Genomic DNA, 24,988 nt, shown 5'->3' on the forward strand with positions numbered 1-24,988 from the left:
TGAACAGGCCCTTGAACGGAACCGTTGCGCTGGTGACCGGGGCCAGCAGCGGCATCGGCGCCGCGATCGCCCGCGGCCTGGCCGAAGACGGCGCGGCCGTCGCACTGGTCGCCCGCCGCGTCGACCGGCTGAAGGCCCTCGCCGACGAGCTGGCGACCGACGGCGCCGACGCGCTCGCGGTGGAGGCCGACATCACCGATGCCGCGCGGGCGGCCGACGCGGTCGTCCGCACGGTCGGTGAGCTGGGCCGGCTGGACATCGTGGTCAACAACGCCGGCACGATGCTGGCCGGCCCGGTCGCCGACGCCCCCGACGGCGAGTGGGAGCGGATGCTCGCCATCAACGTCAACGGCACGCTGAACGTCACCAGGGCCGCGCTCCCGCATCTGCGGAGTGCCGCGGAAACCGCGTCGCGCGAGGTGGCCGACCTGGTGACGATCAGCTCCACCTCGGGCCGGGTGGCCCGGCCCGGCAACGCCGTGTACAGCCTGACCAAGTTCGGCGTCAACGGCTTCTCCGAGGCGCTGCGCCAGGAGATGCTGCCGCACCGGGTCCGGGCCGGCGTGGTCGAACCGGGCGTCGTGCAGACGGAGATCGGTTCCCACGTGCGTGACGGCGTGCGGGAGGCGTTCATGGCGCAGTTCGCCACGATGACCTTGATGGAACCGTCCGACATCGCCGACGCCGTGCGGTACATGGTGACGCGCAACCGTCGCGTCGCGGTGAACGAGATGCTGGTCAGGGCCGGTGAGCAGACCTGGTGAGGTCACCGACTCTGCTTCTGGCGCACGGTTTTCTCGATGACCGGACTGTCTGGGACGCCCTTGTACCGGCGCTGGCCGAGCAGGTCTCACCGGTTCCGTTGCAGGGCACCCGGTTACCGGAGGAGGCCATCGTGCACATCCGCAACTCCGCCGGAAATGCCGAGGTGCAGCGGGGGATCCGCCGGGAAATCTCACCCGACCTGGACGATGCGGCTCTCGACCGTCTCGGGCGACATGCTCACCGGCGGGATCTTCCCCCGCTTGCCCGGCGCGCGCGTGGACACGGTGCGCGGCGGCGGGCACTGGCTGCACGGGGGACGGCCTCGGGCGATGGCCGAGAAGGTCCTCGACTTCCTGCGCAAGCACTACCGACGACCAGAAGGTGAGGCATGACCACCGAGAAGAAGCTCGCCACCGTGAACGGGGTTTCCATGGCCTACGCCGAGGAGGGTGACGGCGCTCCGATCGTGTTCCAGCACGGCAATCCGACGTCGTCCTACCTGTGGCGCAACGTGCTCCCGCACGTGGCCGGACTCGGCCGCCTCGTCGCGTGCGACCTCGCCGGCATGGGCGGCTCGGGCAAGCAGCATTCTTCGGGCCCGGACAGCTACTCCTACCAGGAGCACCGCGACTACCTGTTCGCGCTGTGGGAGCGGCTGGGGATCGGCGAGGGCGTGGTGCTCGTCCTCCACGACTGGGGTTCCGCCCTCGGGTTCGACTGGGCGTTCCAGCACCAGGACCTCGTGGCGGGGATCGTCTACCTGGAGGCGATCGTGACGCCGAGCGGGTCACGACCGTCACGAGGCGCCGGGTGATCGGCGACGCCGTCCGCTCAGGGGCGCGCGGGGAGTTCGGCGTTCTGATTCCGATCCGGCCGGCGGTCAAGGAGACCGAAAGGCGCCGCCGTCGGTGACGGCCAGTACTCGGCGCGGCTGAACGATGCCCCCCGATTGACCAAGTGGAGAGTTCTCCGCTACGGTGGCCGGAGAAGCGGAGAACTCTCCGCATGATGATTTCCGGGAGCTCCTGATGCATTACCGAAAACTCGGCACGACCGGGCTCGAGGTGTCGCCCATCGCGATCGGCGCGATGACCTACGGCGAACTCGACCGCGGCGCCTTCGCCGACGCGCTGTACTCGCCGGGGCAGGATGCGTCCAACCGCGCCATCGTCGACGCCGTGGGCAAGATTGCGGCCGATCGTGGTGTGAGCCGTGCCGCCGTCGCCCTGGCGTGGCTGCACCGCCAGCCGGTCGTCACCGCTCCGTTGGTCGGCGCCGGTTCCGTCGAGCAGATCGACGATGCCCTCGCTTCGTTGAACGTCGATCTCACCGACGACGACGTCCGAATGCTGGAGGTGCCCTACACGCCGCGGTACGACTTCCAGGGCATCTCCGACGAAGCCGAACTTGAGGCCATTCGCGCCCGCATTCCGGGGATGGCGCTCAAATGAGGTCGATCCTTCGCTCCGATGGAGCCGTCCGCGTCGGGGGCTTTCTGCTCTTCTTCGGCCCGCTCGTGTCGTGGACGGCCGAGCTCGTCACCGCTGCGGCGTGGCAAGATCCGCATTACTCGCCGATCTACAACTGGGTCAGCCATCTCGGACTGACCGGCCCGAGTCAGGTCGCGTTCGGGCAAGTCGGGAACTCCCCACTTGGTGCGGTCATGAACACCGGCTGGGTCCTCTATGGCCTCCTGCTGATCGCCGGCGCGCTGCTGACCTTCGATCTTCGGCGAGGGCCGCGGTCGATCGCGATCGTCGTACTGGCCGCCTTGGCCGGCGTCGGCGTTTCTCTGGTCGGGATTTTTCAAGGATCCAACGCGAACGTCGCGAACGGCCTGATCGCGTTCCACACCTACGGTGCGCAGGGTGTGATGCTGGCCGGAAACCTCATGGCGATCGTGGTCGGCGTGAACGCCACCCGGATCGGCTTGGGACGTGGTCGCGGGGTCGCGAGCGTGGTGCTGGGCGTTTTCGGACTGGTGGCGTTCGTCGTCTTCATGGCTGACGTGTTCACTGGATGGGCGTGGAACATCGGCTTGTTCGAACGCGCCGTGATCTATCCGATCATGATCGGCCACGTCGCCCTCGGCAGCGGCCTCATCGCTGCTTCGGCCGCCCGACGGGCCGCGCAGCGCCCACTGGTGCCTGCCGGCGGATGACCGAGACCGGGACGGTCGGTTCATGCCGGCCTGCCCGGGCCCGGCGGCGATGCCGATGCGCTGATCGTCCCTGTTCGGAGGAGCGGGGGGTGGCGAGGCGCGTTCTCCGTCACAAAAGCTGGAGTAGGTGTCGGCTTGTAAGTAAGAATTTACTTACAAGCTGACCCCAGGAGCATGATGACCACCGCTGACAACGCCAGTCTCGGCCGCGCCTTCTTCGACCTTCTCGATCGAGGCGACCTCGAGGGCGCCCTCGACCTCCTCGCCGAAGACGGGGTCTGGACCGTCCAATCCGGTCCGGCCTTCTCGCTGGCCGGGGACTACACCAAGCAGCAGTTCCCCGAGATGCTCGCCAAGGTCGGTGCCGCCATGCCCGACGGTGTCCGCGTCGAGATCGCCACCGTCACCGCCGACGAGTACCGCGTGGTGGTCGAGGCCGTCGTCCACGGCACCAACGTCGTGGGCAAGACCTACGACAACAAGCTCGTGTACGTCCTCGATGTCCGTGACGGCAAGATCGTCCACGGCCGTGAATACCTGGACACCATCCACGCCCGTGACGTCCTCGTGGTCGGCTAACCTGCGGGGATGCGCGACCCCGATGCCACCAGACGTCGCATTCTCGACGCCGCCACCAGTGAATTCGCCGAAAGCGGCTTCGGAGGTGGCCGGGTGCAGCGGATCGCTGAAGCCGCGCGGGTCAGCCAGCGAATGATCTACGTCTACTACGGCGACAAGGAGGGCCTCTTCGACGCCGTCCTCGAGCATCACATCCTGGCGAGCCAGCAGGCCGTCGGGTTCGACCCCGCCGATCTGCCCGGCTACGCGCAAAAAGTGTTCGACTTCTACCGCGAGCACCCGCACTTCGTCCGGCTCACGCTGTGGCAACATCTCGAGCGTCCCGAGCTCATGCGGAGCCTGCCCGCCGTCGTCGAAGCCGTGGCCGGGAAGATCGACGGCATCGCCGCCGAGCAGCGGGCCGGCCGGATTCGCGACGACTTGCCCGCGAGTCGGCTGCTCGACCACATCCTCGCGCTCACCACGGGCAACCTCGCCAACCCCAACACCTGGAGCGACGCCGAACGCGACGCCCTCGGCCGCGACGTGGCTCTGCTGGCCGGACCCCGCTGACGGCCCTCGTGGGGCGGCTCGCCGCCGCCGGAACATGGCGCTCTCGGCGAGCAGCGACGGCCGTGCCCATCGTCGAGGCCCACGGTGGTAGCAAGCGGCGCGGTCGCGTCTGTCGACGTCATCTCGAGACTGGGCCGGAGAGCGTTGCCGTTTGGGCCGGGGCCATTCGCCGTGCGCCGATCGAGCCACATACCGTGGTGTCGAAAGCGAGGTCAATGTGTCCCTGAATGCCCCCGAGCCTTCCCGCTCCGACGCGATTCGCAATCGTGAGCACATCCTTGATGTGGCTCATGACGCGTTCGCGGAGGACGGCACAGTGTCTCTCAACGTCATCGCCAAGAGGGCCGGGGTGGGCGCAGGCACGCTGTATCGGCATTTCCCCACCCGCGAGGCGTTGATCCTCGCTGTGTACCGCGGTGACGTGTCACGTCTCGTCGATTCGGTCGACGCCTTCCTGGTCGAGCGTGATGCGCTTGCGGCGTTTCGACTCTGGTTCGCCGACCTGGCCCGCTACGTCCGGGTCAAGCACGGCTTGGGGGAAGCGCTGCACACCGCCGCCGTGCAGGATGTCATCAATGAGACGTACGCGCCGGTGACCGCCGCGGTCGGCAAGCTGCTGGCGGCATGCGAGGAAGCCGGAGAGGTCCGGCCGGGCCTGGATCCAGCGGACGTTCTGCTGCTGATGGGTTTCCTGTGGCGGGTGGGCCCCGGCGACGACGGCGAGCGGCAGGCCGACCGGCTGGTCGACCTCGTCATCGAGGGCATGCGTCCCCGCTGAACTCCCGCTTGCCGGCGCAATTCTGCTGCTGCCCCCAGTGCCCTCCGTCATCCCAGAGAATCCAGTCCCGTTCGGATGCCTTGCACGATCCGGTCGAGCAGGAGACGGCTGGTGGCGAAGTTGACGCGGATGTGCCCGGCTCCGCCGGCTCCGAAGTTTTCGCCCGCCTCGACGGCGACCCGGCCGTGCGTGAGGACGGCATCGGCGAGTTCGGTGCCGGTGGCGGCCGGCCCGCTGGACAGCCAGCCCAAATAGGTCGCGGCGGGTGGTACGAAGGTGAGTTCGGGCAGCCGTTCACGCACAAGCCCGGTCACGTAATCGCGACGGTCGTCGAGGGTGTGCAACAGCCGGCTCCGCCACGGCTCGCCGTGGCGGAAGGCCGCAGTGGCGGCGACGACGCCGAGCCAGCCGACTCGCCATCGGCTGTCTGGTGGGAGCCGTCGCAGCAGCGGTGCCGTCGCCGGTCCACCGCTGACGATCAGCGCGCATTTGAGGCCGGCCAGGTTCCAGGCTTTGCTGGCCGACGCCAGTACGACCGCGACATCCTCCGCGCCGGGAACGGCCAGCAAGGGCGTGTACCGCGCTCCGGGCAGTGCCAGGGGAGCGTGGATCTCGTCGGAGATGATCACGACGCCGTGGCGCTGCGCGGCGGCAACCACCGCGGCCAGCTCCGTGGCGGTGTGAACCGTCCCGGTCGGGTTCTGGGGGTTGCACAGCAGGTAGGCTCCTCCGCCGCGGAAGGCTCGTTCGAGAGCTTCGGGATCGAGGCGGCCCTCGCGCAGCGGAACGTCGATGAGGCGCGCACCTGCCTCCGGCACCCAGTCCAGAAACGGGGGATACACCGGCGTGCTGATGACGGCCCGGCGTGCGCCGACCGCGCGAAGCAGCTCGACAGCGCCTACGCCGACGTCAGTGACCGGCGCCACCAAAGCGGGATCCGGGCGCCAGTGCCACGCCCCCTCGGCGAAGTCGGCGTAAGCGATGGCCAGGTCGGCGAAACCATCGGCATAGCCGAGGTCGCCTCGCTCGACTGCGGCGTGCAGTGCCTGTCGTACCGGTTCGGCGAGATCGAAGTCCATCTCGGCGATCGAGGACGGCAGGACATCCGCCGGGTGCATGCGCCATTTCGCGCTGCCCCGCCGACGGAGGACTTCGATCGGTGCTACGGCTAACTGATCCACAGTGGTCCTTGGTCGCGACGATAGGAGTTCGAGGTGCCGTCGGGCTCGTCGGCTCGGCGAGCTCGTTCAGTCATGCGTTCGCGCGCACTGGAAGACCCGATGTTTCAGCGTTCCCGGCATGAGCCCTCCTTGGTCGGACGAGACGTCACCAGGGACATACCCGGAGAGCTCTCGGTTTTAACGGAGATCTCTCCGAATGTGAGGGTGCTGGCTGGCCATTGCCTGCCGGATAGTTCTCCGGCTCGCTGGGGAGGTGGTGGGGATCGACCGCGGACTCATAAACATCGGCTCGCGCGCGGACCTTCCGACGGCTCGCCGCACGATCGACATCACCACCATCGGTGCGCGTATTGGCCGGCCAGGCGGATCGAGATCTACTTCTGGCAGGTCGACGGTCGTCTTTACCTCAGCAGCGAGCCCGGGCCACGGTCATGGTGGACTTGGCAGCCCGGGCCGAGGTGATCACCGGCTCCGGAATCCGGCGGCGAGTGCTCCCGGAGATCATGCGCCAGTCACGCTCTTACGCCGACGCCGACCCGGAGCCGTGGATCGCCCGAAGCCCGCTTGTCGAGTTTCGCCTGTGGTCCGCGCACAGCTGACGATTCGCTCCCTGAGGCTAACCGGCGATGCGAGTCACCGTCCTTAAGGGACGGAGGCCGGTTATCGTCCGTCGGAGGCCGAAGCGAGGTGCGAAGACCACGACGACATCGCCGTTACCTCGGCATCCTCGGCGCCCGGGTCCTCGGCCACACCCTCGTCGTATGTGGCTGGTTCAGGACATGTCTGTTCGGGTCGCGACGATCCGCCTCTCCGTCCCCTCAGGACGGTCCGGCGGGCTCGAAAGGTGTTCACCACGCAGCGCCGGGAATGAGGGCCGCGAAACTCTCCACCGCGGCTGGTGTCGCGGGCGCCGGCCCGCGTACGACGGCGGCGAGCCAGGCGGGGGTGTCGTCATCGGTGATCGACAGGCGCACGAGCCCCTCCGCTTCCGGTTTGCGCGCTACGGACGCGGGTAGCACGGTCACGGCGAGGTTGCGTTGCACCAGGCCGAGTAAGGCGTGCACGTCGTTGACCGAGAACACGCTGTGCCGGCGGAGCCCTCGGTCGCCGAACACCTCGTCGAGAATTCGTCGGATCGCCCAGGTCCCGTGCAGGTCGGCGAAGGCGTCCTTCGCCAGATCCGTCCACTCGACCTCGGTCCGGTGGGCCAGCCGGTGCTCGGGGTGGCACACGGCGACCAGTTGCTCTCGGCCGATCTCGGCGTGGGCGAGCCGCCCGGGCCGCAGCGCAGTGGCCGATCCTGGACGGGAGCCGCCTGCCACCAGCCCGACGTCGAGCTGTCCGGCATGCAGCCGTTCCCACAGCAGGTCGGAACCGTGCTGCTCGAACTGGACTTCCACACCGGGATGCCGGCGGTGGAACGCGGCGAGCAAGTCCGGGAGGTCCAGCAGGTCCCCGAGGCACTGCTCGCTGCCCACCCGCAGCGTTCCGGTGAGGACGGTCGCAGTGTGGGCAACGGCGGATCGGCCCGCTCCCGCCGAGGCCAGCATGGCTTGGGCGTGGGGCAGGAACGCGGCCCCGGCGTCGGTCAGGCCGACCGACCGAGTGGTGCGGGAGAAGAGCTTCGCGTGCAGTTCGCTCTCGAGCCGGCGGATCGAAGCGGACAACCCGGACTGTGTCACGTGGGCCAGTTCGGCGGCTCGGGTGAAGCTTCCCTCTCCGGCCACCGTGACGAAGTGCTCGAGCTGTCTCAGGTCCATCTTCCCGGTTCCTTTCCCTTGGCTGCCCGGCCCCGCCGTTGATTTTCGCTCGGTCCGTTCTCTCCCGCATCCCGTGGAGCCGCAGGTGGCAGCACATTGCCCACGAGCAGTTGTCGGTCCCAGTAGCAAAGGTTGTTGGACCTCACCTCGTCTTCCGGTGCATCGTCGAAGACAGGACGCCGGATACGGCACGACACCACGGAAGGGAATCTCGATGAAGTACCGTCAGCTCGGCAATTCCGGCCTTCGCGTGTCCGAGCTCGTTCTGGGCACGTTGAACGTCGGGCACCACGAGGACTTCGCCCCGCTGGGCGGGCTGGGCGAGGACACCGTGCGACGGCTGGTCGACATCGCGCTCGACGCCGGTGTCAACATGATCGACACGGCGGACCTGTACTCCCACGGCGAGGCGGAGGAGATTGTCGGCGCCGCTTTGAAGGGCCGCCGCGACGACGTGCTCGTCGCGACGAAAGCCCGTTTCGCCACCGGTGACGGACCGAACGACGCCGGCTCTTCCCGGTTCCACCTTCTCCGAGCGGTCGAGAACTCGTTGCGCCGCCTGGGCACAGACCACGTCGACCTGCTGTACTTGCACCAGTGGGACGGCCAGACGCCGGTCGAAGAGACACTGCAGGCACTCGACCAGCTCGTCCGGGACGGCAAGGTCCGCTACACCGGCTTGTCGAACTTTTCCGGCTGGCAAGTGACCAAAACGCTCGCGGTTGCCCGCGAGCACCGCTTCGTCCCGCCCATCGCACAGCAGATCTACTACACCCCCGAGGCGAGGGGGGCCGAGTACGAGATTCTCCCCGCGGCCGCGAACGCCGGCCTGGGCACCCTCATCTGGAGCCCGCTCGGGCAGAGCCTGCTCACCGGTAAGGTCCGGCGCGGCCGCCCGGTCCCATCGGACACGCGACAGGGAACGGACTGGCCGGAGCCGTTCGTCACCGACCGGGAGCGCGCGTACGACGTCATCGAGGTCCTCGTCGAAATCGCCGAAGGTCGCGGGATTTCGGTCGCTCAGGTGGTCTTGGCTTGGCTGCTGGCAAGGCCCGGCATTGCCGGCGCGGTGTTCGGGGCCCGCGACGAGATCCAGCTGCGCGACGACCTCGCGGCGGTCGACGTCGAACTGACGACCGAGGAAACCGCCCGCATCGAGCAGGTCGGGCGACCTGCCGCGCAGTACCCGTTCTGGCACCGGGCGTCGCTGGCAACCGACCGGCCCGACCCCGGTGAGGCCCCTTATCTGCCCGGATACGAGGCCGCATTGCTGTCCGACTGATCTTCGGCGTTCACCAGGTTCGGCAGGGTAGGACCGCGACGTGCTGCCGGGTGTGGGGGTCGGGCTCTTTGCGGGCCGCGGTGTTGATCGTCGTGCTGATCGACGGAGGAGGCGCCGCGGCCCGCTGAGCTGGCGGAGAGCGTCGTACCCGACGCCGCGACGCCGTCGAAGATCACCTCGGCCGGGGCGCCAGATCAGCGACGACCCGGCGGCACAGTCGGACGAGTGTGGCGCGGAGGTCGTCGTCGGAGAGGTGGGTCAGGCGACGGTTCACCACTCCGAGGTCGCTGATCAGCCAGTACGCCGCCTGCTCGTCGAGCGTGGGCTCCGGTCCGAACATCAGGCGCAGACCGCGTTCGCTCAGTTCGGTGAGGTCGCGGCTGATCTGCTCGTGGCGGCGCACGATCGGGTCAGCCCGGCTCATCGGCGCGAGGGTGCGGTACGCGATCACGACCTGCTCGACCCAAGTGGTGATCAGGTAATCGACGCGTTCGGCGTGGTCGGTGATGCGCTCGGCCGCGTCGAGCCGCTGGGTGAGCGCTTCGACCGTCGGGGCCAGGAGGGCTTCGAGAATCGCGATCTTGGTCTTGAAATAGTAGTAGACGTTGGCTTTCGTGACGCCCATGGTATCGGCGATGTGCTGCAGCGAGGTGGCGTCGAAGCCGTGTTCCAGGAACAGCTTCCGCGCGGTGTCGAGCACTGCTTGCCTGGTCCGCTCGGCTTGCGCCGCCCTGGTCACTGCCATGCCGTCATCGTAGACACGAACGCCTCCGGAACCACGACGGCAGCGACGCGAGGGCCAGCACGGCCACCATCGCGAGCCCGGCCCAGGAGAGGCCTTCGATCCACGCCTCAGCGGCCTGGCCGAGGTAGTAGATCCCGAGCGTGGTCCCGATCGACCAGAGCAGTGCGCTTGCCGTCATGGCTGTGGCGAACCGCCGGGTCGGGACCGCCAGGGTTCCCGACAGCGGCGCGGCGATCATTCGCAGGACCGCCGAGAAGCAGCTGACCACGAGCACCCACGTCCCCCGGCGTTCGAAGAGCTGTTCCGTTGCGGCGACGCGGTTCTCCGACAATGCCCGGGGAAACCGGCCGGTGATCCGTTCCAGTAAGGGGCGACCGCCGCGGCGGCCCAGCCGATACCCGGCGGCGCTGCCCGCCAGCACCCCGGCGGTCGCAGCGGCGCAAACCGCCCACGGCTCGGCCGAACCCTGGACCGCGAGGAGGCCCGCGGCGGTCACTACGACGCCGCCGGGCAGGGGCAGGCACATGAACTGCCCGCCGACGACGAGGAACACGACCAGGTACACGATTGCCGCCGGTACCGCGGACAGCCAAGGCTGCATTCGCTTCCTCCTTCTCGGATGGTGGCCAGATGCAAGCGCCACCGGGTCAGGACGGCCTGGAGTTCGTCGCCGGGCGGGCCGGTGAGCCGCCGGGTGACCGTGCCGAGGTCGGGCAGGAGCCCGTGTGCCGCCCGCTGATCGGCTGTCGGCTGAGGCCCGAAGAGCAAGTGCAGGCTGCGCTCGGCGAGGTGATCGGAGGTTCGGCGGCACTCTGGGTGGCGTCGGAGCCTGCCTCGTGACCGTCATCGGACCAAGCTACATGTTCATTAGCCGAATGGCTAATGAACATGAACTGCCGCACAGTGTGGTGACGCTGCTCGTTCGCGACCGGGCATGGTGCTAGCCTGAATTTCGTTAGCCGTACGGCTAACGAAACGGAGGAGGCGATCATGTCCGAGACGGTGCTGGTGACCGGCGGAACCGGCTATGTGGCCGGCTGGTGTATCGCGGAGCTGCTCGGACGTGGCTACGACGTTCGCGCGACCGTGCGCGAACGAAGCCGCGGCGAGCGGGTCCGGCGTGCGGTCGCGACGGTGACGGACCGAGCGGACCACCTGGAATTCGCGGTCGCCGACCTGACCACCGACGACGGCTGGAAGGCTGCCATGGACGGCTGCGACTACGTCCTGCACGTGGCGTCGCCGCTGGGTGCTGACCCGGACGTCGAGGACGAAGGGCAGGCGCTGATGGTCCCTGCCCGCGACGGCACCTTGCGCGTGCTGCGCGCCGCCGCGGACGCGGGCGTTCGCCGGGTGGTGATGACCTCGGCCGCCAACGCCGCCAGCCCGACGTCCTATGAAACCGATGGCGTCACCGACGAGACACTGTGGACGGACCTCTCCGCCCCGGAGCTGATCCCGTACCGGCGGTCCAAGACCGCGGCCGAGCTGGCAGCGTGGGACTTCATGGACTCCTACGAAGGTCCGATGACGCTGGCCACTGTCCTGCCCGGCGCGGTGTTCGGGCCGCTGCTTTCCCCGGACACGCTCGGCTCGGTGCAGATCATCGGGCGCATGCTCACCGGCGCGATGCCCGGCGTGCCTCGCATCGGCCTGGAGGTCGTCGACGTGCGTGACCTCGCCGATGTCCACATCCGAGCCCTGACCGCGCCGGAAGCCGCCGGGCAGCGGTTCCTCGCGACCGGGGAGTTCCTCTGGATGCGCGACATCGCCGTTATCCTTCACGAGGCTTACGGCGAGAAGGTCTCGACGCAGGAGATCCCGGACGACGTCGTGCGCGCCGCGGCCGAAACCGACGAGTCCTTGCGCGGAATACTGCCCGGCCTGGGTCGCCGCAGCGCGCACAGCACGGCGAAGGCGGAACGGCTCCTCGGCTGGTCGCGCCGCCCGGCCAAGGCCAGCGTCCTCGACTGCGCGAGCAGCCTCGTCGACCACGGTGTCGTGACCGCATGAGCCCGCAGAAACCTCTGCCGGACAACGAATTCGACGCTGCCTCGACCGCCGACCAAGTCGCCGAAGGGGTCGACCTCACCGGCAAGGTCGCGATCGTCACCGGCGGGCACTCGGGCATCGGGTGGGAGACCACGCGGGTGCTGCGCGCCCACGGTGCCCAGGTCGTCGTCCCGGTTCGCGACCCCGCGAAGGCCGAAGGCATGCTCGCGGGCATCGACGGCGTCGAGATCGACCGGCTCGACCTCATCGACCCGGCGTCGGTGGACGCGTTCGCGCAGCGGTTCCTCGCGAGCGGGCGGCCGCTGGACATCCTGGTCGCGAGCGCAGGCATCATGGGCATCCCGCTGACGCGTGACACGCGCGGTCACGAAGCCCACTTCGCGACCAACCACCTCGGGCACTTCCAGTTGACTGCCCGGCTGTGGCCGGCTTTGGCGAAGGCCGGTGCGGCCCGGGTCGTCTCGGTGTCCGCGGCGGCGCATCGGCTCTCGCCGGTCGTGTTCGACGATCCGGACTTCGAGCGCCGCGAGTACCAGCCGATGCTCGGCTACGGTCAGTCCAAGACCGCGAACATCCTGTTCGCCCTTGAACTCGACCGCCGCGCGGCGGAGCACGGCGTGCGCGCGTTCTCCCTTCACCCGGGCGCCATCGTCGGCACCAACCTCAGTGGCTGGGCGACTCCGGAAGCGTTGCGTGCGATGAAACTCGTCGACGACGACGGCCGCCCGATCATCGACCCCTACGCCGGGAAGAAGACGGTTGAGCAGGGAGCGTCCACCAGCGTGTGGTGCGCCGTCAGCCCGCGGCTCGAGGGTCTGGGCGGCGTGTACTGCGTGGACACCGACATCGCGGCGGTGGCCGAGGACGCCGAGTACGACGCGAGCGCTCACGGCACGGCCGAGATCCCGCCGGCGGGCGTGTCTCCGCACGCGATCGACCCCGTCGCGGCCGCCCGCCTGTGGGACCTGAGTGAACAGCTCACCGGCGTGGCTTTCCTTTCCTAGCAAGCTCTCGAGGATGGCAGCTGTCGTCAGCCGGACGCGCCCGATCGGCTCATGGCCGTCCTGTGGGGGCGGGCTGACCGGCACCTTCGGCCACGAGCCGTTCTTGATCCCGATGGGAGAATACCGATGAAGATCGTCCTGTTCGGCGCGACCGGCACGGTCGGCCAAGGCGTGCTGGCCCACTGTCTCGCCCAGCCCGACGTCGAGGAGGTCCTCGTCGTCACCCGGCGCGGCATCGGCGTGGAGCACCCGAAGCTGCGGGAGCTTCGCCACGAGAACTTCGCCGACTACTCGGCGATCGCGGGCGAATTCGCCGGCTACGACGCGTGTTTCTGGTGCCTCGGCCGCACCGCGAGCACGCTGTCCGGGCCGGAGTACCTTCGTGTCACCCGCGATTTCACGCTCGCGGCAGCGCGCATGCTGGCCGAGGTGAACCCGAAGCTGTGCTTCTGCTTCATCTCCGCCGTCGGCGCCTCTCCGAGGGCCCGGCTGAAGGCCGCGCGGGTGAAGGGAGAGACGGAGCAGGAGCTGTGGCGGATTTTCCCGGACACGGCGTACACCGTGCGTCCTGCGCATGTCCAGCCGATGCGGCTGGAGGGGCTCGAGCGCTACAGCCTGGGCTATCGCGTAGCGACACGCCTGTTCCCGGTGCTGGACCGATTGCTGCCGAAGTACATGACCACTGCGGAACGTCTCGGCCGTGTCATGGTTGACGTGGCCCGGCACGGTGCGCCCACACAGGTACTGGAAGGGTTCGACTTGCACTGACGGCTACGCGTGCGGTGCTCTCTTGCGGTCGAGTTGCCAGGCATGCTCGCCGTCCAGCGTGCGAGGTCGCCGCGGCGGCGTCGTACCTGGCGCTGTCGGGCGGCTCGCGGGTAACGGGGGTTCGACGGGGTCACGCCCGCGGCCAGTTGAATCCGGACGCGATGGACCACCGGGCCCGCCGCCCCGGCGGCATGGCGGTCATTTCCCGGCCGGGGTGCCCTGGGCGAGGCGGGAGAGGTGATCCCACTCCTGCAGCCCGGCGAGCCGGCCGGCGAACTCCGCGCGCAACGCGTCGAGGCCGCCGGTGCCGAACAGCACCCGCAGCGGCGGGTTCGGGGCCTCGGCCAGCGCCAGCAACGCTGCCGACGTCGCGGCCGGATCACCCGGGACGAACCCGCCTGCCCCGGCGAAAAGGGCTTCCCGGGCGTGGGTATAGGCGGGATCCGGGCGCGACTGCGGGGATGCCTGGGCCAGGCCGGTGGGGAACATGATCGGCTCGATCAGCGTGACGTGGATGCCGTAAGCCTGGACCTCGGCGGCCAGGGACTGGCTCATCGCTTCCAGGGCCCACTTGGAGGCCTGGTAGATGCCCAGCGCGGGATAGGCGACGAGCCCGCCGATCGAGGAGACCTGCAGGATGCGGCCGGAGCGGCGCTCGCGCATCCCGGGCAGTACGGCCCGGGTGGTCCACAGCGCTCCGAAGTAGTTGACGTCCATCTGTGCCCTGGCCTGTTCGGCGGTGACCTCTTCGACCGCGCCGGTGAGCATGTGCCCGGCGTTGTTGACCAGGACGTCGATGCCACCGAACTGCTGCTCGGCGGTCTTGACCGCGGTGTCGACGGCGGCTTGGTCGGTGACGTCGAGGGGCAGGGGCAGCAGCCGGTCGCCGTAGCGGCCGGCGAGCGGCTCGAGTGCCGCGGTGTCGCGGGCGGTGGCGGCGACCCGGTCGCCGTGCTCGAGGATCGCTTCGGTCCAGAGCGCCCCGAGCCCTCGGGAAGCGCCGGTGATGAACCACGTGCGGGCACCAGACATGTGTTTTCTCCGTAGCTGAGTCGTGTGAACCTCAGCGTCGGCGTATGCGTTCGCGGTAGGCAGAGTGAAGTTGTCCCTGCCTGTCGCGATACCGGCGGCGCAGACTGTCGGTGTGGACGCCCAGCAGCTCGCCCAGTTCCTCCGCCTCCGGCGCGAGGCGCTCAACCCTGCCGACGTCGGACTGGCTGCGGCGGGTCGGCGGCGCACCCCGGGGCTGCGCCGGGAGGAGGTCGCCGGGCTCGCCGGGATCTCGACCGACTATTACACCCGCCTCGAACAGGACCGGGCCACCGCGACACCGTCGGAGTCGGTGCTGCGGGCCCTGACCCGCGCGCTGCGGCTGAGCCGGGACGAACGCGACCACCTCTACCGGCTGGCCGGCCTGGCCGCGCCGGACCGCAGGCGGGGCGACCCGCATGTCACCCCGGCCCTGCTGGCTGTCCTCGATCGCCTCTACGACGTCCCCGCCCAGGTGATGACCGACCTCGGGGACACGCTGGCCCAGAACCACCTCGCGCGTGCCGTGTTCGGTGACCTCACCGGTCGCACCGGCCCGGAGGCGAGCGTCATCCACCGCTGGTTCACCGACCCCGGCGAGCGCCGCGGATATCCGGTCGAGGACCACACCAGGGAGTCCCGGGCCTTGGTCGCCGACCTGCGGGCCGCCGTCGCCCGCCGGGACGACGTCGCCGCCCGCACCCTGGTCGAGCGGCTGCACCAGGACAGTCCCGAGTTCGCCGCGCTGTGGGACCTGCACGAAGTCGCTGTGCTGCGGAGCCGCCGCAAACGGATCCTGCACCCCGAGGTCGGTCTGCTCGAACTGAACTGCCAATCCTTGGTCGACGACGACAGCGCCCAGGTCTTGGCCCTGTTCACCCCGGTCGCCGGCACCCCCGCCGGCGAGCGCCTCACCTTGCTGGGCCTCGCTGGCCAGCCGCACCGCTGAACGCGTGCTTTCCGAGAATCACCACCTCCGGCGTGGTCGGCCTGTCCGACGACCTTGAGGGTGCGTTGGTGTTCGGCCCTGAGTGAACAGGTCTTGTTCGGTGACGTCGGTGGCGATGCCGGTGACGTCGATAACGGCGATCCCGCTGATGATCATCATCGGAGCCGGCCAATGACCACGTTGCGGATCGACCAGAAGAAGCCGTTCACCGACCCGCGGGCCCGATCGGCGGTGGTGCACGCGATCAACATGGCGGAGATCGTGAAGACCTTCTTCGGCGACACAGGTGAGCTCGCGTCGAACCCGATGCCTCGACGGTGCCGCACTTCGCGACGGACATCAGGCCGTTCGAGTACGACCCGCAACGGCCACGAGCCTGCTCCAGCGGGCCGGGCCGGGCGGCGGGATCCAGGTGAACCTCTGGTACTTCCCGATTCCCCGGCCGTACCTGCCGAACGGCAAGGAGGTGGCCCAGGCGATGGCGAAGGACCTGGCCAAGCGAGTTCATGGACATCCCGCTGAACAGCGCGTCCGCCACCCCCGCCAGCTCACCCACCAGGCCGTCTTCGGCCGGGACTACCCGGTGATCCAGGCGGTGGTGCGCTACGGCGCGGCGCTGACGGTGGCCGTCAACCTCGTCGTGGACCTGCTGTACGCCGTACACGACCCCGGGGTGAGGTACTGATGACGATCCGGACGCGCGGTGGCGCACGGGACTTCGTGCGCGCGTTCACCCGCAACCGGCTCGCGACCGCCGGCGTGGTGGTGCTGGTCCTGTTCGTTCTGGTCGCACTGCTCGCGCCGGTGATCGCGCCCGCCGACCCGTACGCCCAGGAACTGCCGGCGAGGTTCGCCGGGCCGAACGCGGCGCACCTGCTGGGGCAGGACGAACTCGGCCGCGACGTCCTCTCGCGGATCATCCACGGCGCCCGCGTCTCCCTGTCCGCGGGACTCGCCGCCGTACTCTTCGCCACCGTGGCGGGCACGCTTGTCGGCTTGGCCGCCGGCTACTTCGGCCGATGGGTGGACTCGCTGCTGATGCGCCTGATGGACATCCTGCCCGCGTTCCGCAGCGACGACGTCGTCTCCTGAACGACCTCGCCGCCCTCCTCGGAGGGCGGCGAGGCGTTGGTCAGCTGCCCGGGGTCACCGGCGTTTTCGACACTCCCTTGCCGCCGGTGGCGGTGTTGGACGCGCCGATCACGTTCGGGGTCTTCTGGGAGACGCAGCTGCTCTGGTTCGTGGAGTTGATGCCGTAGCCCTGGGAGTTGGTCAGGGTGAAGGTGTTGCCGGTGAAGGTGTTGCCGCAGCCGGTGCTACCCCAGACGTTGTGTGTTTGGAAGCCGTCGAGGTACGGGTGGGTCACCTTGTTGCCGGTGATCCGGTAGCCGTCACCCTTGACGTCGATGGTGGAATCGCCGGAGTTCTGGTTCTTCTCGCCTGTGCCGTCGAGGGTGTTGCCCGAGATGACGCCGTCGTGGGTGCCTTCCTTGATGTCGATGCCCTCGGCCGCGACGCCGGGGCCGATCTTGTTGTCCAGCACCTGGACGTAGTTGCTCGCGTCGGGCCCGGTGCCGCCGCCGGTGCCGTAGCATTCCCAGTTGCTGTTGGCCGAGCCGAGGTAGACGCCTTCGCCGTAGCCGGGCTGCTCTTTGCCGGTGTCGGAGACCGTCGAGTTCTTGATGACGCCGTAGGCGCTGCTTTTGCGGAAGTGCACGCCTTCGTAGCCGATGTCGTGCACGGTGACGCTGTCGATGGTGACGTGCGAGGCGCCGTCCAGGACGATGCCCTTCTTGGAGTCCTGGACGGTGAAGCCCTTGAGGTTCCAGTAGCTCGCGCCCTGCAGCCAGAGACCGTAGCCGGTCTGCCCGGAGGGGCAGTCGGTGTCACCGGGGTTGAACAGCGGGTCGTGCAGCACGGCCTTCGCGCTGCCGGTGAGGGTGATCGGCGCCGAGGCCGTGCCGGGCTTGCTCGCCACGAAGACGCCGCTGTAGTCGCCGTCGGCCAGCACGATCGTGTCGCCCGCCTTCGCCGCGGACAGCGCCGAGGTCAGCTGCGCCGCCGTCGAGACGGTGATCGTGGTGGCCGCGGGGTGCACGAGCGGCCCGGCCAGGGCCAGCGCCGTGAGAAGCTTGATCATCGGTGGGTCCTTTCAGCCGATGTTCTTCAGGAACAGGGACTTCGCCGTGCTGGTCTTCGTGTCGTCGACGCCGTGGCCGTGGGTGTAGTCGCGTTGTTCGTTGTGGGCCCAGTCCGTGATCGGCTTGCCACCGGCGTCGAGGTGGTGGAACGCGGCGCCGTCCCAGCCGAACTGGTAGATCTTCGTGTGGTCGGCGTAGTACGGCGTGTAGGCGGCGCCCGCGGTGATCTGCTTGGTCATGGTGTTGTTGAAGAAGACGTTGCGGGGCCCGGAAGAGCCGGACCACTTGACCGCCTTCTGCCCGGTCGACCAGTAGATCGGGAACCAGCTCGAGTCGTCCGGGGCGTCGCCGCCTTCGTCGCCGCAGTGGGACGTGCAGTTGCCCGAGCGGTGGGCGTAGGACACCTTGTTCGTGTTGTTCTCGAACAGGTTGTTGCGTTCGTAGCCGCCGTGGATGTTGAAGTCGGAGTCGATGTCGTTGCCGATCACGACGTTGCCCGACGCCGACCACTGGAACGTGAAGTGCCGCAGGTCGCGGGTGGTGTTGCCGGCGTACAGCGAATCCCAGACGCGGGAGCCGCGGAAGTAGCCGTTGCCGCCCTTGCCCTTGTTCCACGAGCCGTCCAGCTCGTTGTTCACGATCTGGAGGTTCTTGGCTTCCTCGGTGACGATCGGGTGTGAGCCGGTCATGCTTGCGTGCGTGCCGCGGACCCAGGAGTTCGCCGCCCACTTGAACACGATGCCCTGCATGGCCTGCGACGGCGCCAGGTTTCCGTAGTTGTCTTTGGCCTGCGCCTCGGTGATGCCCGGCGGGGCCACCTGGCCGAACGTGAAGTCCTCGAAGCCGACCCCGACGACCGGATCGACGATCGGCGACGCCTTCGACGCGTAGACGCTGCCGTCGATGGCGGGCGAACCGTCCGAAGTGGAATCGACCGGGACGTCGTACTCGAGCGGCTTATCGATCGACACCGTGTGGTTCGTGGTGTCGAGCGCGGTGATGGTGAACCATTGCTGGCGCATGTGCAGGTTCTCCAGCGGCCACGTCGTCGGGTAGGCGCTCATCGACTTGTAGAAGTTGATCGAGTTCGCCGCCCGGATGTTGATGAAGCCGCCGACCTTCATGTTCGTTGTTTTCGCGCTGGTGGCCAGGTAGACGGTCTTGTCACCGGTCCGCGCCGCGAAGCCCTTGTCACCGGGCTTCTCGCGCAGCTTCGCGCCGGCCTTCCAGTGCACGTTGATCGTGCCCTCGAAGATGTCCTTCCGGTTGGCCGGGGCGGACTTGTAGTCACTGGCGTAGCTCGGGTCGACGCCGCGCGACTGCACGCGGAAGAGGCCACGGCCCGGCCACAGCCAGCCGCCGGACGCGTCCCCGTAGTTCATGTTCTTCTGGTCCCACTGGTCGCCGTCCGGCGTGAGCACGTCGTACTCGGTGTTCTTGTCCGGGGCGTAGACGAACTTCGTCTTGTCCATGCCCGCGCCGCGCAGGATCAGGTAGTTCGCGTCGACGTGGATTTCGCGGCTGACGTTCAGCGTGCCGGCCGGAAAGGTGATCAGGCTCAGCTTGGTGTAGCTCGCCGAGGGCGAGCACGACGAGTGGATCTTGTCGATGGCGGCCTGGATGCCGGCCGTGTCGTCGACGCCGTCGTCCGGTTTGACCTGGTAGGAGGTGGCCAGCTGGGCGGCGGTGATCCGGCAGCTCGCGCTCGGGTTCACCGCGTCGGCACCGGGCAGGTCCTGCCCGCCGCGGAAACCGGCTTTGCTCCAGTCGTAGAGCCCCGGCACCGGCGCCGCGCGGTTGCTCGCCGAGGTGTCGAGGGTGGTCAGCGCCCCCGGACCGGGCGTGGCGGCGGCGGACCACGACGGCCCGGTGACGCCGATGGTGGCGCACAGGAGAACCGCGACGGATGCGGCTGTTTTTCGGCGTGACAAAGAGACCTCCGGAAGAGTGGGGGAACGCGGGCCACCGCACGGGTGGCCAGTGCTGCCCGGGTCGTGGGCGACGAGCGGGCTTGACGTCAGCGGCTGAGGGATTTCCCGACCGCGGCGAGTGCGAGGGCGAAGGCCGGTCTGCTCAAGGCTCCTCCATGGCTTGCTGGTTTTCACCAGGACTGCGTGAAGGCGGCGGTGAGGGAAACGCTACAGGCTGTCTCTGCGTTAGTAAAGTTACTTTCCAAACTAAGGGGGTAAGAGGGTCGTGGCCGTGCCGCCGGGATCGCGGTGCTCCGCGAGGAGCTGATGGACAGCCACCGGCAGCCGTTCGTGCTTCGCGCGCCGGAAGGGCGCCCGCGGCGGGGTCGCTGCCGGCGGCCTCACCGGTGTCGACGCCGGCCGGTGCTGTCCGGGCTGGTGGCCGCGGGGGGCTCGGGCTGGGCGTGGTCTTTCGGCCGCGGGCGTCGCACCGGCGCGCTCGGGCGTCGCGCCGGCCACGGTGAACACCGCTCAGCAGGTCGGCGGATCCGTGGGGATCGCCGTGCTGTCCGGCCTGTCGCTGTCGGCCACAAAGGACAGTGGCGAGTTCGCGGGCTACTACGCGGCTTTCGGCGGCGCTTCCTCGTCACGATCAGCGACGCACTGGATACAACCGTCCGCCGTCGCACTTGATCACGCGACTCCGGCTCGTCTCACGCGAGCGATGAGCGGAATCAGCCGGGCCAACGGAGTCGGGTGCGTGGGGTCAGCGTGGCGTTCGGGTGGGACACGAAGGCCTGCGGAGGCGTCACAGCTGGTCCAGCACCAAGCGGCCGTTGCGCATGAGGGTGCCGGACTGCTTGAGCTGGTGCAGCACGGGCACGATCTCGACTTGGTGCACGGCCGGCAGCGCGCCGATCTTGCCGGTGACGTACGAGTACAGGTCCTCGGTGGTGCGGCAGGTGACGGTGACCAGGAGGTTGGCCGCGCCGGTGACGGCGGCGGAGAACGTGGTCTCCGGGTGCAGGGACAGGGCCTGGCCGGTGGACGGCGATGTGCAGGGCGCCGGAGGAGAGCAGCTCGTCGAGGCGGGTGGACACGCGGGACTGGGGCCGGCCGGTGGCTTTGGCCAGCGCGACGACGCCGAGCCGGCCGTCACGGTTGAGTTCGGCGAGCAGCGGCGCGTCATCGGGGCGCGGGGTGGGGTCGGTCGTCGGGCCCGGTGCCGGCTGGGGCGATCCGCTGATCCTGGGCACGCTCGCGGCCGGCGTGATGGTGCTGACCATGGCGTCGTTCTTCGGCGTCATCTACCTGGCCGCGCTGTTCCTCCAGGACTGCCTCGGCGTCAGTCCGCTGGTCAGCGGCCTGTCCACGTTCCCGGAAGCGCTGGGAATCATGGTCGGCTCGACCTTCGCCGGCCGGTTCGTCCACCCGCGGCTCGGGCCGCGCTGGACGAGCGTGTGCGCGCTGGTGCTGGCGGAAGTTTCCGGGCAGTCTGCTGTCTCCGGAAAATCTGGTCGTCCGCGAATACCCCGGTGGCGTGGAGGTCTACCTGCGACCGGACAAGTTCGGCGAGGTCTATGCCGGCGACGCGAGTGCGCGTGACCAGAAGGTTCTCGCCGCGGCGCAGAAGCCGTTCGATCCGGTGACCCTGGAGGGCGGATTCGCGGACGCAGCCACCTGGCACACCGTGCCGTCGTGGGCGGTGGTGTCCACACGGGACAACTCCATTCCCGCCGAGGCTCAGCGGTGGATGGCCGAGCGAGCCGGCTCCACCGTCGTCGAGGTCGATTCTTCGCACGCGGTACCGCTGGTGCACCCCGAGGTGGTGGCCGGGACCATCGTCAGCGCGGCGGGCTGAAGCGCGGAGCCGGCGAGACGAGCGAAAGGGCGGGCCGTCCCTCGGTGCGCCGAAGTCGGCCCGCTCCTCGTCGCGCGCGGCTCGCTCAGGCCCGGCAGAAAACGTCGTGGGCCGGCCGGCTTCCCGTCGCGAGGTAGTCGCTCACCGCGTCGTTGCCGCACTGGTTCGTCCCGTTGAGGTAGGCCACGTGACCGCCCTGATCGGCCGTCACCATCCGGGCGCGGTCGCCGAATGCCGCGCGCAGGCGGAGTGCTCCCGGCATCGGTGTGGCCGGGTCGCGGAGGTTCTGCAGCATCAGCACGTTCTCCGGGCCGGCACCGGTGATGCGCACCCGCGGCTCGGCCGGAGCCGGCCAGAACGCGCACGGCCGGATGTTCGCCGCGTACGGGCCGTACATCGGGTAGCGGACGCGGTCGACCGCGACGTTGCGCCGATAGGTGTCCACCGCTTCGGGCCACCGGGAATCGCCGCAGACCACGGCGAGGTAGCTCGCCGCGAAATTGTCGGAGCCCGGCCCGGCACCGGTGGGCAGGGACACCGGCTCGTTCACGTCGAGCTCGTGCCACAGCTTCGCCAGCAGCGGCAGGGCGGCGTCCGCGCGGAGCAGGGCCGCGGTGGTCGTGCGGAACGTCGTGCCGTCGTAGCCCTGTGCCGGTTCCCGGTCCAGGCGCTCGGCCAGTTCGAAGTACTTCGCGCGCACTGCCGCGGGAGTGGCGCCCAGGCCGTACTGCGCCGGGTCGGCCGCGGCGAGCTTCGCGAAGTCGGGGAACCGGGTTTCGAAGCCCAGGCCCTGGCTTCGCAGCGCTTCGGCGTCGTAGCCCTCCGGGCCGAGGCTGCTGTCGAGGACGATGCGGTCGCTGCGGTCCGGGTACAGCGTCGTGTACACCGCGCCGAGGTAGGTCCCGTAGGAATCGCCGTAGTACGACAGCTTCGGCTCGCCCAGCGCGGCCCGGATGCCGTCCATGTCCCGCGCGGTGTTCGCCGTGGTGATGAACGGCAGCGTCGACGCCGTCCTCGACGTCAGGCACTGGTGCGCGACGGTCTTCGCGGCCCCGGCCGCCTTCGTCACGTCCGCCGCGCGGTACGGGAAGGGCGGGCTCACGCTCTCCGCGGTCTGCTCCGGCGTCATGTCGCAGGTCACCGGGCTGCTGCGGCCGACCCCGCGCGGGTCGAACCCGATCACGTCGTAGGTGTCGCGCACCCGCCTCGGCAGTCCCGCGTCCACCAGCGACATCGGGAAGTCCAGGCCGGTCAGGCCGGGACCGCCCTGGTTGACCAGCAGGACGCCACGGCGGTGCGCCGGGTTCGTGCTCGGCAGCCGGGACAGCGCGACCGTGATCTTCCGCCCGTCCGGGTGGCGGTAGTCCAGCGGCACGTCGAGGGTCGAACACTGCAGGCCGGGCCTGGCTACGTCGGCCGGGCACGGACCCCAGGCCACCGGCGCCCCGCCGGCCGCGCCCGCCCCCGACACCCCCGACACCACCGCGGCCGCGGCGAGCGCCGCCGGCAAGAGCTTCTTCATCGGTTCCATGACTCCACCGGACCACCGCCCGGCGGGAGCGTCCTGTGCCATCTGTCATGGGGCGGCCCGCGTACCCGGTGCTTAGGCTGGGCGGGTGAGCGAGCGTGATCCCGGCCGGTTCTCGGTCCGGCAGTGGCCGGACTGGAGCTTCTGGACCGACCGGCGGCGCCGGGTGGCGCCCGTGATCGTCAACGGGCTCGCGGTGCTGGTCCTGCTGCCCCGGGTCGCCGTGATCGCCCACGGCGGGCGCGGTCCGGCGCGCACAGCCCTCGCACTCGCCGCCATCGGCCTCTACGCCGCCGCTTACCTCTTCGCGTTGTGGTTCGCGCCGTCGGCGCCTCGGCGGCAGCGGGCGGTCGTCGTGGCGGCGTTGTTCGCCCTCGGCGCCACACCCGCCCTGCTCTTCGGCTCGCCGGACTACCTGACCGACCTGACCTTCGCCATCGCGATCGGCTTGATGCTGCTGCCGCTGCGGTACTCCCTGCCCCTCGGGTTCGCCACGGCGGCCGCTCAGCTCGCGTGGATGCTCACGACGTCCGGGCGGGTGAGCTGGGCGCAGGTGGTCACGCTCGGCGGGGTCACCGCGGCGGTGGGGACCGTTTTCGCGCTGACGTTCACGACCGGGCACCTGAAGGCCGCCCGCGAGCAGATCCGGCGGATGGCCGTGGCGTCCGAACGCGAACGGGTCGCCCGCGAGCTGCACGACATCCTCGGCCACAACCTGTCCACGATGGCCGTCAAGCTCGGGCTCGCCCGGCGCGTCCTCGAGTCGGCCGCGGACACCGGCCTCGCGCTCGCCGAGGTTCGCGACCTCGAAACCCTGTGCCACCAATCCCTCGCCGACGTCCGCGCCACCGTGTCGGGGTACCGGGAGGTGTCGCTGGTCACCGAGCTTTCGGGGGCCCGGCTGGCGTTGCGCGCCGCGGGGGTGCAGGCCGAGCTGCCGGCTTCGGTGGACGAGGTCGAGCCGGAGCTTCGCGGAGTCTTCGGTTACGTCGTAAGGGAAGCGGTGACCAACGTGCTCCGGCACTCCGACGCGGGACAGTGCCGGATCCGCGTCGGTCCCGGCTGGGTCGAGGTGACCGACGACGGGACGGTCGCCTCCGACCCGGCGGCCGGGCACGGGCTCACCGGCCTGGCCGAACGCCTCGCCGAGGTCCGCGGCCGGCTCGAGCACGGGCGCGGCCCGCGCGGCGGCTACCGCGTGTTCGCGCGCGCCGAGGCGGTGCCGGCGTGATCCGCGTCCTGCTGGCCGACGACCAGGCTCTCGTGCGCGGGGCGCTGGCGTCGATGCTGCGCCTGGAACCCGACATCGACGTCGTGGCCGAGGTCGGTTCGGGCCTCGACGTCGGTCCGGCGGCCCGGCGGACGACTCCCGACGTCGCGCTCCTCGACGTGCAGATGCCCGGCCGCGACGGCCTCGCGGTCACCGCCGAGCTGCGGCACGCGATGCCGACCTGCCGCGTGCTGATCTGCACGACGTTCAGCCGCCCCGGCTACCTCGCCCGCGCGATGTCCGCGGGCGCGGCCGGGTTCGTGGTCAAGGACTCCCGGCCCGAGCAGCTGCTCAACGCGATCCGCCGGGTCCACGCGGGCCTGCGGTTCATCGACCCGGCCCTGGCGGCCGAGTCCCTCGCCACCGGCACCAGCCCGCTGACCGACCGCGAAGCCGACGTACTCCGCGCGACCGCCGAAGGCGGCACGGTCGCCGACATCGCGCGGGCGCTCGACCTCACCCCGGGAACGGTCCGCAACCACTTGTCTTCGGCCATCGGCAAGACCGAAGCCCGCACGCGCGCCGAAGCCGCCCGCCTCGCCGAAACCAACGGGTGGCTCTGAGCCTTCACCGCGGCTTCTTCGGTGCGGACCGCCGGTACTCCTGGTTCAGCCGGGCGAACCGCAGCACGTCGACCGCGGCCGGGCCGGTCGGCCACCGCCGCGCCACCGGAAGTCCGGCGGACATCGGCGCCCAGCCCCAACGTTGAGTC

28 protein-coding genes are annotated in these 24,988 nt (G+C 69.6%); 19 read left to right on the forward strand and 9 right to left on the reverse strand.

The genetic code is table 11. The annotated features are described in order from the left end of the window. Positions 1-32: 32 nt before the first annotated feature. From ACERZO_RS18105 to ACERZO_RS18140, 8 genes are all read left to right on the forward strand, one after another. Positions 33-764 carry an SDR family NAD(P)-dependent oxidoreductase gene (locus ACERZO_RS18105; protein WP_372665840.1) on the forward strand — a complete coding sequence of 244 codons (732 nt, stop codon included), beginning with the start codon at positions 33-35 and terminating at the stop codon, positions 762-764. A gap of 207 nt (positions 765-971) precedes the next feature. After that, on the forward strand, positions 972-1,157 hold the full coding sequence (locus ACERZO_RS18110; RefSeq protein ID WP_372665841.1) for an alpha/beta fold hydrolase: 186 nt from the start codon (positions 972-974) through the stop codon (positions 1,155-1,157). Then, on the forward strand, positions 1,154-1,579 hold the full coding sequence (locus ACERZO_RS18115; RefSeq protein ID WP_372665842.1) for an alpha/beta fold hydrolase: 426 nt from the start codon (positions 1,154-1,156) through the stop codon (positions 1,577-1,579). The genes ACERZO_RS18110 and ACERZO_RS18115 overlap by 4 nt, the downstream gene beginning before the upstream one ends. Positions 1,580-1,742: 163 nt before the next feature. Further along, positions 1,743-2,216 carry an aldo/keto reductase gene (locus ACERZO_RS18120; RefSeq protein WP_372665843.1) on the forward strand — a complete coding sequence of 158 codons (474 nt, stop codon included), beginning with the start codon at positions 1,743-1,745 and terminating at the stop codon, positions 2,214-2,216. Next, on the forward strand, positions 2,213-2,926 hold the full coding sequence (locus tag ACERZO_RS18125) for a DUF998 domain-containing protein (protein WP_372665844.1): 714 nt from the start codon (positions 2,213-2,215) through the stop codon (positions 2,924-2,926). The genes ACERZO_RS18120 and ACERZO_RS18125 overlap by 4 nt, the downstream gene beginning before the upstream one ends. A gap of 177 nt (positions 2,927-3,103) precedes the next feature. Beyond that, a complete protein-coding gene (locus tag ACERZO_RS18130; protein WP_372665845.1) occupies positions 3,104-3,505 on the forward strand; it encodes a nuclear transport factor 2 family protein in 402 nt (133 codons plus the stop codon). A 9-nt stretch (positions 3,506-3,514) separates the two neighbouring features. Then, a complete protein-coding gene (locus ACERZO_RS18135; protein WP_372665846.1) occupies positions 3,515-4,057 on the forward strand; it encodes a TetR/AcrR family transcriptional regulator in 543 nt (180 codons plus the stop codon). Between the two features lie 217 nt (positions 4,058-4,274). Then, the gene (locus ACERZO_RS18140) at positions 4,275-4,835 is read left to right on the forward strand and encodes a TetR/AcrR family transcriptional regulator (protein WP_372665847.1); all 561 of its coding nucleotides are present in this window, start codon (positions 4,275-4,277) and stop codon (positions 4,833-4,835) included. A gap of 47 nt (positions 4,836-4,882) precedes the next feature. Here ACERZO_RS18140 and ACERZO_RS18145 read toward each other — a convergent pair whose 3' ends face one another. Continuing rightward, on the reverse strand, positions 4,883-6,016 hold the full coding sequence (locus ACERZO_RS18145; protein WP_372665848.1) for a MalY/PatB family protein: 1,134 nt from the start codon (positions 6,014-6,016) through the stop codon (positions 4,883-4,885). 848 nt (positions 6,017-6,864) lie between these two features. Beyond that, entirely contained in the window at positions 6,865-7,776 is a 912-nt protein-coding gene (locus ACERZO_RS18150; protein WP_372665849.1) for a LysR family transcriptional regulator, read from the reverse strand. 214 nt (positions 7,777-7,990) lie between these two features. Here ACERZO_RS18150 and ACERZO_RS18155 point away from each other — a divergent pair, with 214 nt between their 5' ends. Beyond that, positions 7,991-9,058: an aldo/keto reductase gene (locus ACERZO_RS18155; RefSeq protein WP_372666420.1), complete on the forward strand. Its 1,068-nt coding sequence runs from the start codon at positions 7,991-7,993 to the stop codon at positions 9,056-9,058. Positions 9,059-9,230: 172 nt separating this feature from the next. On the opposite strand, the gene ACERZO_RS18160 is transcribed toward ACERZO_RS18155, so the two are convergent. Both ACERZO_RS18160 and ACERZO_RS18165 read right to left on the reverse strand, forming a co-directional pair. Then, on the reverse strand, positions 9,231-9,758 hold the full coding sequence (locus ACERZO_RS18160) for a TetR/AcrR family transcriptional regulator (RefSeq protein ID WP_372665850.1): 528 nt from the start codon (positions 9,756-9,758) through the stop codon (positions 9,231-9,233). 49 nt (positions 9,759-9,807) lie between these two features. Beyond that, positions 9,808-10,404 (reverse strand): DedA family protein, encoded by a 597-nt coding sequence (locus ACERZO_RS18165; RefSeq protein WP_372665851.1) that lies wholly within the window; start codon positions 10,402-10,404, stop codon positions 9,808-9,810. Positions 10,405-10,793: 389 nt separating this feature from the next. Between ACERZO_RS18165 and ACERZO_RS18170 the strand changes: the two genes are divergently transcribed. From ACERZO_RS18170 to ACERZO_RS18180, 3 genes are all read left to right on the forward strand, one after another. After that, positions 10,794-11,816: an NAD-dependent epimerase/dehydratase family protein gene (locus tag ACERZO_RS18170; protein WP_372665852.1), complete on the forward strand. Its 1,023-nt coding sequence runs from the start codon at positions 10,794-10,796 to the stop codon at positions 11,814-11,816. Continuing rightward, complete coding sequence (locus ACERZO_RS18175; protein WP_372665853.1) at positions 11,813-12,820, forward strand: SDR family NAD(P)-dependent oxidoreductase; 1,008 nt, start codon at positions 11,813-11,815, stop codon at positions 12,818-12,820. The genes ACERZO_RS18170 and ACERZO_RS18175 overlap by 4 nt, the downstream gene beginning before the upstream one ends. Positions 12,821-12,946: 126 nt before the next feature. Beyond that, positions 12,947-13,588, forward strand: coding sequence for an epimerase (locus ACERZO_RS18180; RefSeq protein WP_372665854.1), 642 nt, complete (start codon positions 12,947-12,949; stop codon positions 13,586-13,588). A gap of 198 nt (positions 13,589-13,786) precedes the next feature. Here the strand turns inward: ACERZO_RS18180 and ACERZO_RS18185 are convergent, their stop codons facing one another. Further along, positions 13,787-14,620: an SDR family NAD(P)-dependent oxidoreductase gene (locus tag ACERZO_RS18185; protein WP_372665855.1), complete on the reverse strand. Its 834-nt coding sequence runs from the start codon at positions 14,618-14,620 to the stop codon at positions 13,787-13,789. Between the two features lie 112 nt (positions 14,621-14,732). Between ACERZO_RS18185 and ACERZO_RS18190 the strand changes: the two genes are divergently transcribed. The 3 genes from ACERZO_RS18190 (at position 14,733) to ACERZO_RS18200 (ending at position 16,658) form a co-directional block, all read left to right on the forward strand. Next, positions 14,733-15,566 carry a helix-turn-helix transcriptional regulator gene (locus tag ACERZO_RS18190; protein ID WP_372665856.1) on the forward strand — a complete coding sequence of 278 codons (834 nt, stop codon included), beginning with the start codon at positions 14,733-14,735 and terminating at the stop codon, positions 15,564-15,566. 412 nt (positions 15,567-15,978) lie between these two features. Continuing rightward, positions 15,979-16,251 carry a hypothetical protein gene (locus ACERZO_RS18195; protein ID WP_372665857.1) on the forward strand — a complete coding sequence of 91 codons (273 nt, stop codon included), beginning with the start codon at positions 15,979-15,981 and terminating at the stop codon, positions 16,249-16,251. Next, positions 16,251-16,658 (forward strand): ABC transporter permease, encoded by a 408-nt coding sequence (locus ACERZO_RS18200; RefSeq protein ID WP_372665858.1) that lies wholly within the window; start codon positions 16,251-16,253, stop codon positions 16,656-16,658. The genes ACERZO_RS18195 and ACERZO_RS18200 overlap by 1 nt, the downstream gene beginning before the upstream one ends. 40 nt (positions 16,659-16,698) lie before the next feature. Here the strand turns inward: ACERZO_RS18200 and ACERZO_RS18205 are convergent, their stop codons facing one another. The 3 genes from ACERZO_RS18205 to ACERZO_RS18215 form a co-directional block, all read right to left on the reverse strand. Beyond that, entirely contained in the window at positions 16,699-17,706 is a 1,008-nt protein-coding gene (locus ACERZO_RS18205; RefSeq protein ID WP_372665859.1) for a right-handed parallel beta-helix repeat-containing protein, read from the reverse strand. Between the two features lie 12 nt (positions 17,707-17,718). Next, positions 17,719-19,638, reverse strand: coding sequence for a hypothetical protein (locus ACERZO_RS18210; RefSeq protein ID WP_372665860.1), 1,920 nt, complete (start codon positions 19,636-19,638; stop codon positions 17,719-17,721). Between the two features lie 787 nt (positions 19,639-20,425). Continuing rightward, complete coding sequence (locus tag ACERZO_RS18215; RefSeq protein ID WP_372665861.1) at positions 20,426-20,776, reverse strand: Lrp/AsnC ligand binding domain-containing protein; 351 nt, start codon at positions 20,774-20,776, stop codon at positions 20,426-20,428. 41 nt (positions 20,777-20,817) lie between these two features. On the opposite strand from ACERZO_RS18215, the gene ACERZO_RS18220 reads away from it, so the two are divergent. Further along, positions 20,818-21,222 (forward strand): hypothetical protein, encoded by a 405-nt coding sequence (locus tag ACERZO_RS18220; RefSeq protein ID WP_372665862.1) that lies wholly within the window; start codon positions 20,818-20,820, stop codon positions 21,220-21,222. After that, the gene (locus ACERZO_RS18225; protein WP_372665863.1) at positions 21,158-21,478 is read left to right on the forward strand and encodes an alpha/beta fold hydrolase; all 321 of its coding nucleotides are present in this window, start codon (positions 21,158-21,160) and stop codon (positions 21,476-21,478) included. The genes ACERZO_RS18220 and ACERZO_RS18225 overlap by 65 nt, the downstream gene beginning before the upstream one ends. A gap of 85 nt (positions 21,479-21,563) precedes the next feature. On the opposite strand, the gene ACERZO_RS18230 is transcribed toward ACERZO_RS18225, so the two are convergent. Then, complete coding sequence (locus ACERZO_RS18230) at positions 21,564-23,000, reverse strand: alpha/beta hydrolase (protein ID WP_372665864.1); 1,437 nt, start codon at positions 22,998-23,000, stop codon at positions 21,564-21,566. Between the two features lie 94 nt (positions 23,001-23,094). On the opposite strand from ACERZO_RS18230, the gene ACERZO_RS18235 reads away from it, so the two are divergent. Beyond that, on the forward strand, positions 23,095-24,237 hold the full coding sequence (locus ACERZO_RS18235) for a sensor histidine kinase (protein WP_372665865.1): 1,143 nt from the start codon (positions 23,095-23,097) through the stop codon (positions 24,235-24,237). Next, positions 24,234-24,839: a response regulator transcription factor gene (locus tag ACERZO_RS18240; RefSeq protein ID WP_372665866.1), complete on the forward strand. Its 606-nt coding sequence runs from the start codon at positions 24,234-24,236 to the stop codon at positions 24,837-24,839. Before ACERZO_RS18235 ends, ACERZO_RS18240 begins: the two co-directional genes overlap by 4 nt. The last annotated feature ends 149 nt before the right edge of the window (positions 24,840-24,988 follow it).

Origin of the sequence: Amycolatopsis kentuckyensis, assembly GCF_041679295.1 — a bacterium.
Classification (GTDB): domain Bacteria; phylum Actinomycetota; class Actinomycetes; order Mycobacteriales; family Pseudonocardiaceae; genus Amycolatopsis; species Amycolatopsis kentuckyensis_A.